The sequence below is a fragment of the Tardiphaga sp. genome (assembly GCF_028290785.1).
GTDB lineage: Bacteria > Pseudomonadota > Alphaproteobacteria > Rhizobiales > Xanthobacteraceae > Tardiphaga.
This window is the reverse complement of record NZ_JAQGJD010000013.1, coordinates 1-6,908: the sequence shown is the minus strand read 5'-3', so window position 1 is coordinate 6,908 and position 6,908 is coordinate 1. Positions and strand designations below refer to the sequence as shown.

7 protein-coding genes are annotated in these 6,908 nt (G+C 62.5%); 3 read left to right on the top strand and 4 right to left on the bottom strand.

Annotated features, from left to right (window positions below; all coding sequences use genetic code 11):
- From JWR89_RS00590 to JWR89_RS00580, 3 genes are all read right to left on the bottom strand, one after another.
- On the bottom strand, positions 1-1,737 hold a 1,737-nt coding region (locus tag JWR89_RS00590; RefSeq protein ID WP_299710396.1), incomplete at its 3' end, for a class I tRNA ligase family protein.
- A 320-nt stretch (positions 1,738-2,057) separates the two neighbouring features.
- Entirely contained in the window at positions 2,058-2,627 is a 570-nt protein-coding gene (locus JWR89_RS00585) for a sugar O-acetyltransferase (protein WP_299710393.1), read from the bottom strand.
- Complete coding sequence (locus tag JWR89_RS00580; RefSeq protein WP_299710391.1) at positions 2,624-3,607, bottom strand: bifunctional riboflavin kinase/FAD synthetase; 984 nt, start codon at positions 3,605-3,607, stop codon at positions 2,624-2,626. Before JWR89_RS00580 ends, JWR89_RS00585 begins: the two co-directional genes overlap by 4 nt.
- A 261-nt stretch (positions 3,608-3,868) precedes the next feature.
- On the opposite strand from JWR89_RS00580, the gene JWR89_RS00575 reads away from it, so the two are divergent.
- Entirely contained in the window at positions 3,869-4,264 is a 396-nt protein-coding gene (locus JWR89_RS00575) for a response regulator (RefSeq protein WP_068733808.1), read from the top strand.
- A gap of 282 nt (positions 4,265-4,546) precedes the next feature.
- Here JWR89_RS00575 and JWR89_RS00570 read toward each other — a convergent pair whose 3' ends face one another.
- The gene (locus tag JWR89_RS00570) at positions 4,547-5,398 is read right to left on the bottom strand and encodes a LysR family transcriptional regulator (protein ID WP_299710398.1); all 852 of its coding nucleotides are present in this window, start codon (positions 5,396-5,398) and stop codon (positions 4,547-4,549) included.
- A 104-nt stretch (positions 5,399-5,502) separates the two neighbouring features.
- Here JWR89_RS00570 and JWR89_RS00565 point away from each other — a divergent pair, with 104 nt between their 5' ends.
- Together JWR89_RS00565 and JWR89_RS00560 are read left to right on the top strand one after the other, a co-directional pair.
- The gene (locus tag JWR89_RS00565) at positions 5,503-6,498 is read left to right on the top strand and encodes a zinc-dependent alcohol dehydrogenase family protein (protein WP_299710389.1); all 996 of its coding nucleotides are present in this window, start codon (positions 5,503-5,505) and stop codon (positions 6,496-6,498) included.
- 45 nt (positions 6,499-6,543) lie between these two features.
- Positions 6,544-6,908 (top strand): tautomerase family protein (locus JWR89_RS00560; protein ID WP_299710387.1); only part of this gene is annotated, 365 nt, incomplete at its 3' end.

Sequence of the window (6,908 nt, the reverse complement as noted above, 5' to 3'; positions counted from 1 at the left end):
GGCGATGCGCTTGTTCACCGCGGCGTCGTTGAGCAGTTCGGCGGAGCCGTCGCCCTTTTCGCGCACGAACACCGCGATCGGCACGCCCCAGGCGCGCTGCCGCGAGATCACCCAGTCGGGTTTCGTGTTGATCATGCCGTTGATGCGGTTCTGCCCCATCGCCGGCACCCATTGCGTGACCTTGATGGCCTCGAGCGCGCGATGGCGCAGCGTGTCGCCGAATTTGGCAACGCCGACGTCGTCCATAGCTCCCGGCTTGCCGGGAGCGTTCACTTCCAAGATGTCCTTGTCCTTCGCGATGAACCACTGCGGCGTGTTGCGATAGATCACCGGCTTCTTGGAGCGCCAGGAATGCGGATACTGATGCTTCAGCCGCGACCGCGCCAGCAGCATGCTGGCCGCCATCAGCGCCTTGATGACGGCCTCGTTGGCACCGCCCTTTTCGCCCTTGTCGTTGATCACGCGCTCGCCGGTGAAGCCCGGGGCCTGTTCGGTCAGCGCGCCATTTTCATCGACGGTGTAGGGGATCACCGAACTGATGCCGCGCGCCTCCAGCGCGCGCGCATTCGCCATCCAGATATCGAAATCCTCGCGGCCGTGGCCCGGCGCGGTGTGCACGAAGCCGGTGCCGGTGTCGTCGGTGACATGGTCGCCTTCAAGCATAGGAACGTCAAATCCGTATCCACCTGCAAAGCCCGCAAGTGGGTGCCGATAAACATACGCAGCCAACGTCTCAGCCGAGATATCGTCGACCCTTACGAACGCTGTAACCCGAGCCTGTTTGAAGACGCTCTCAGCCAAATTGTCAGCCAAGATCAGAAAATCATCTGCTTTTGCCCAATTGTCTGCTGCTGCCTCGGTGACGCGATAGATGCCGTAGTTGATCTTTGAGGAAAAACTGATCGCACGGTTGCCTGGCAGCGTCCACGGAGTTGTAGTCCAGATTACAACGGAGGTGTTGATTGGAAGAAGAGGTTGAAAATTCGGTTTCTCATTCGGAACCACATCTTTCATAGGTACGTGGCCAACGGGAAACTTCACCCACACCGTGTCGCTGGTGTAGTCCTCGTACTCCACCTCGGCTTCCGCCAGCGCGGTCTTTTCCACCACGCTCCACATCACCGGCTTGGAGCCGCGATACAGCGTGCCGTTGGCGGCGAACTTCATCAGCTCGCGGGCGATCTGCGCCTCCGCGAAGAAGTCCATCGTCGCATAGCGGCCGTCCCAGTCGCCGACGATGCCGAGCCGCTTGAACTCGGCGCGCTGCACGTCGAGCCAGCGGCCGGCATAGGCCCGGCATTCCTGGCGGAACGCGACCATGGCGGCGGAGTCCTTGAAGTCCGGCTTCGGCTTGCCCTTGGAACGGTAGTTTTCCTCCTCGATCTTCCATTCGATCGGCAGGCCGTGGCAGTCCCAGCCGGGCACGTAGTTCGAGTCGAAGCCGAGCATCTGCTGGCTCTTGGTCACCACGTCCTTGAGGATCTTGTTGAGCGCGTGGCCGATATGGATGTTGCCGTTGGCGTAGGGCGGGCCGTCATGCAGCACGAATTTCGGCTTGCCTTTGGACTGCTTGCGCAGGGTGCCGTAGAGGTCGATCTCGTTCCAGCGCTCGAGCATTTTGGGCTCGGCCTGCGGCAGGCCGGCGCGCATCGGAAACTCCGTCTGCGGCAGATACAGGGTGCTGGAATAGTCGTTGGCGTCTTTGGATTCTTGGGATTTAACGGGCTTGTCGGACATGAAAGGCTCTGGCTCGGCTAGGGCGAGGAAACGCGCAGGGCGCGCGACGAACGGCAACGATCCCGGTCTTGCGCCGAGCCAAGCTCAGGCGGAAGCCGGGCCGATAATGCGGATGATGGGGCGCCGTGCGAACATCGGCCCTCAATAGCAGCCGGCGGGCGAAGCGCAAAGCCCTGTAGGCCGGGCTGGGTCCTTTCAGCCGTCATTGCGAGGAGCCACTTGGCGACGAAGCAATCCAGTTCTTGCCGAGCTTGTGGCTTTCTGGATTGCCGCGTCGCTTCGCTCCTCGCAATGACGGCTGATAGGCCGGAGCCCCAATCTCAGGATGACGGCTGCGTTTTCTTCAGCACCCGGGCCGGATTACCCGCCACGATGGCGCCGGCCGGCACGTCCCGGGTGACCACGCTGCCGGCCCCGATCACCGCGCCGTCGCCGATGGTCACGCCGGGCACGATCACCGCACCGCCGCCGATCCAGACATCGGCGCCAATTCTCACCGGACGGCCGAATTCGAGGCCCTCGGCGCGGGTTTTGGCGTCGCGGGGGTGGTCGGCGGCATAGATCTGCACGGCTGGGCCGATCTGGGTGCGGTCGCCGATGGTGACCTCGACGATATCCAGGATCACGCAATTGAAGTTCAAAAAGACGTTGTCGCCGAGCCGGATATTGTAGCCGAAGTCGCAGAAGAACGGCGGCCGGATCACGCAATCCTTGCCGACGGCGCCGAAATGCGCCTTCAGCAGCGCCAGCCGCTCGGCCACCGGCCGGTCGAGCACGGCGTTATAATTCGCCATCCAGGCCTTGTTGGCCTTCTCGTCGGCGCTCAGTTCGGGGGACCCCGGGCGATAAAGTTCGCCGGCCAGCATCTTCTGCTTTTCGGTTTTGGTCATTTCACCGCTCCCAGCCTCGGAAACGCATCCGGGGCTGCGGCCAGCGCGGCGCGGGCCCTGGCGCTGTCGTCGTCCATCTGCCGGATCAGCGGCTCGATGCCGTCGAATTTCAGCTCTTCGCGGATGAAGGCGATGAAGGCGACATCCAGCACCTGGCCATACAGGTCGCCCTTGAAGTCGAACAGGAACACCTCCAGCAGCGGCGCGCCGTTGTCGAAGGTGGGGCGGCGGCCGAAGCTGGCGACGCCATCGAAACGCTTGCTGTCGGTTCCCTGCCCGCGGCCGATCCGCACCGCATAGATGCCGTGTTTGAGGCCGCAACTGGCGGGCAGGCGGATGTTGGCGGTGGGATAGCCGAGGTCGCGGCCGAGCTTCTGGCCGTGGATCACCTCGCCGGAGACGAACCAGGGGCCGTCGAGCATGGTGCTGGCCTCGGTCACCTGGCCCTCAGCGAGCGCCATGCGGATCGCGCTGGACGACACCGGGCGCTCGTCGAAGTCGATATGCGGCTGCACATCGACCTCGATGCCGAGCCGCGGGGCCTCGGCGACCAGCAGGCTGGGCGAGCCGACCCGGCCCTTGCCGAAATGGAAGTCGTAGCCGACCGCGATGCCGCTGATTCCCAGCCGCCCGATCAGGTCATGGTGAATGAAATCTTGCGCCGTGGTGCCGGCGCGGCCCTTGTCGAAGGTCATGACCACGGCGCCGGCCAGGCCGGTGCCGGCCAGCAGCCGCAGTTTGGTGGCTTCGTCGGTCAGCCGGAATTGCGGCGTATTGGGGCTGAAGAAGCTGCGCGGATGCGGCTCGAACGTCACCGCCATTGCGGTGGTGTTGTGCAGGCGCGCCATCTGCAGGGCGGCGTTGATCACGGCGCGGTGGCCGAGGTGGACGCCGTCGAAATTGCCCATCGCTACCACGGTCCCGCGCGGGATTTCAGCCGAAGGGGTGGTGTCGCGGATCACGGTAAAGGCAGGCGTCATGACTGGATTCGTTGATGCTTTGGGGCGGGGTGGCGGACGGTGACGCGGAGGCGCCAACGAAGTCAAGCCGGGCCCGCCCGGCGATCTCGCGCATTTTACCGTTTTCGCGGCGATGGGCGGTTAACGGGATGTTTAACCGCTGCTGCTAATCCTTGGGCCGGGCTGCGGAGAGCACATTGCCGATCCTGCGCCCCAAGATATTTGCCTGCCGGTGAATGTTCGGTTTTTCGCATTGCGTGTCGTGTCTCAGGGGGAATGAAGATGGCGGTTGATTTATCGATGACGGTCCTGGTGGTGGACGACTACAACACCATGATCCGGATCATTCGCAATCTTCTGAAGCAGCTCGGTTTCGAGCACATCGACGACGCCAGCGATGGATCGGCGGCGCTGGAAAAGATGCGCACCAAGAAGTATGGCCTGGTGATTTCCGACTGGAACATGGAGCCGATGACCGGCTACGACCTGCTCAAGGAAGTCCGCGCCGACCCCAACCTGTCGCAGACCCCGTTCATCATGATCACCGCGGAATCCAAGACCGAGAACGTGATCGCCGCCAAGAAGGCCGGCGTGAACAACTACATCGTCAAGCCGTTCAACGCCGCGACGCTGAAGACCAAGATCGAGGCCGTGTTCCCCGACACCGTGCCGGCGTAAGTCAGCCGATTAAAGCTCCGCCGTCATCCCCGCCGAAACGCAGTTGCGTTTCGGCTGAAGGAGCCGCGCTCTTGCGCGGCGTCTCGAAGGATGGCCGCGGTGTTTGTCGCCCCATCCTTCGAGGCTCGCCAAGTGGCTCGCGCCTCAGGATGACGGTTTCAGCGTTAGCCAATCCCTACCATTTCAATTCGCGCATCAGCGCTGTCGGCGGGTGCCCGACCAATTCCGCCGCCGCGGCGGCTTCCATCCGCTCGATGCCATTGCCGGTGTGTCGTCGATCGCTCAATTGCTCAGTCGCTCGATGACCAGGTCAAGCAAGCTCCTGAGTCTGGCAAGCTTCCGCAAGTCGCGGTGATAGCCGACGAAGGTGTCGCGGCCGGGAGGCCGTTCGTCAAATTCCAGCCGCGTCACGCCGGTCAGCGTATCGCCGAGCGGCCGCGGCAGGACGGCGAGCCCGGCGCCGCAGACGCACATGCGGGCCTGGACGTCGCGATTGTTGCTGCGCAAGGCGACGTGGGCATTGGGCAGCACGTTCTTCAGCCAGACCGCGTCGGGCATGCCGGAGAAATTGGCGTCCATCGTGATCAGCGGCATGCCGGCGCCATCGCCGAGCTTCGGCGGTTCGATATCCGAGCGCAGGTAGACGCCATAGGGAATGTGCATCAGGCGCCGGGAAATCACTTCGGGGTCGTCGAAGGGCTGGATGCGAAACACCATGTCGGCCTCGCGGCGCGGGAGGCTGAAGTAAGTCTGGCTGGTCAATAGTTCGACGACGATGCGCGGATGAGACTTCACAAACTCGGCGAACACGGGCGCAAGAAGATTTGCGCCGAACCAATCCGAAGATGAGATGCGAAGAGTGCCGCCGAGTTCGCGGTCATGCCCATCGAGCTGTCGTTGCAACGCCAGCGCTTCCTCTTCCATATGTTCCGCATGCAACGCCACGGCGTGGCCTTCGTTCGTGAGAACGAATCCATCGCCGGTCCGCTGGAATAGCGTCTGGCCCAGCGCCAGTTCGAGCGCCTTGAGCCTTCGGCCCATCGTCGGTTGGCTCTGGCCAAGCTTTTGCGCGGCGCCTCCAAGCGTGCCTTCGCGCGCGATCGCCAGGAAGACCCGCAGGTCGCTCCACTCCATGCGCTGGCCCATCATTCATAAACGTTTGCAGCTCGTGCAGCATTGTAGGTTTCCAAGTCCCCCACACAAGCCCATTTCAGGAGCGTGAACGGAAGGGCTTCAAAATGACAGACACACATTCAATGCAAGCGGCGGTGCTGCGCGCCTATCACTCGCCATTCGATGTCACATCGGTGGCAAGGCCGACGCCCGCAGAAGGCCAGGTCCTGGTGCGGATCAGGGCCAGTGCCGTCAACCCGCTCGATCTGAAGATTCAAGACGGGGAAGCCGCGCATGCGCGACAGACGCTCCCCGCGATCCTCGGATTGGATCTGGCCGGCGTCGTTGACGGCGTCGGCGCAGGCGTCACGCAATTCCGCCTTGGCGAAGAGGTGTATGGGCTGACGGGAGGCGTGGGAGGTATTCCGGGATCACTGGCCGAATATGCCGCTGTAGATGCCGATCTTCTGGCACCGAAGCCGGCGAACGTGACGATGCGTGAGGCCGCGGCGCTGCCGCTGATTGTTGTCACGGCATGGGAGGGGCTCGTCGATCGGGCCAATGTCAGTCCCGGCCAGAAGGTTCTGATTCACGGCGGCGGGGGTGGCGTTGGACATGTGGCCATTCAGATCGCGCGGGCGTTCGGCGCCGAGGTCTTTGCAACAGGATCGGTCAAGGACCGGCAGTTCATCGAGAGCCTCGGAGCGACGTTTATCGACCGCGTGGAGATGCCGGTGCTCGAATATGTCGTCAATTACACTTCAGGTCGCGGGTTTGACCTGGTCTATGACACGGTGGGCGGCGCCGTACTCGACGCCTCGTTCAATGCCGTTGCGCGCTTTGGGCATGTCGTCAGCGCGCTCGGCTGGGGAACGCATGCGCTCGCGCCTCTGTCATTTCGCGCCGCGAGCTATTCGGGCGTCTTTACGCTGTTGCCGATGTTGACCGGCGAAGGCCGCGCACACCATGGAGAAATTCTGCGCAAAGCGTCGCTGTTGTGCGAGGCCGGCAAGCTGGTGCCGAGGCTGGACCCGCGCCGGTTCTCGTTGAACACGATCGACGACGCCTACGAAGCGATCCGCCACGGCACGGCATCGGGCAAGATCATCATCGATATATGATCGCAGCGACTTGAAGAATTCCATTTAATCAGCAGGAGAACTACGATGCCTCTCGTCAGAATTAACCTCAGCAACAGCTATTCGCCAGAGCAGCGCCAGGTCATCGGCGATGTCATCTACGATGCAATGGTCGAAATCGCCAGTGCACCCAAGGACGACAAGTTCCTGATCTTCACGGGCCACGCCGATGGTGAACTGGTGTTTCCGCAAACCGCGTTCATGGGAATGAACTACACGGCAAAAATCGTTTTCATCCAGGTGTTCTGGGTTGCGGGGCGCAAGACCGATGTGAAGAAGCTGTTCTATCGCAAGATCGCCGACGAACTGCACGAAAAGCTTGGCGTTCGAAGGGAAGACGTCTGGATCAATCTCATCGACAGCGCGCGCGAGGACTGGTCGTTCGGCAACGG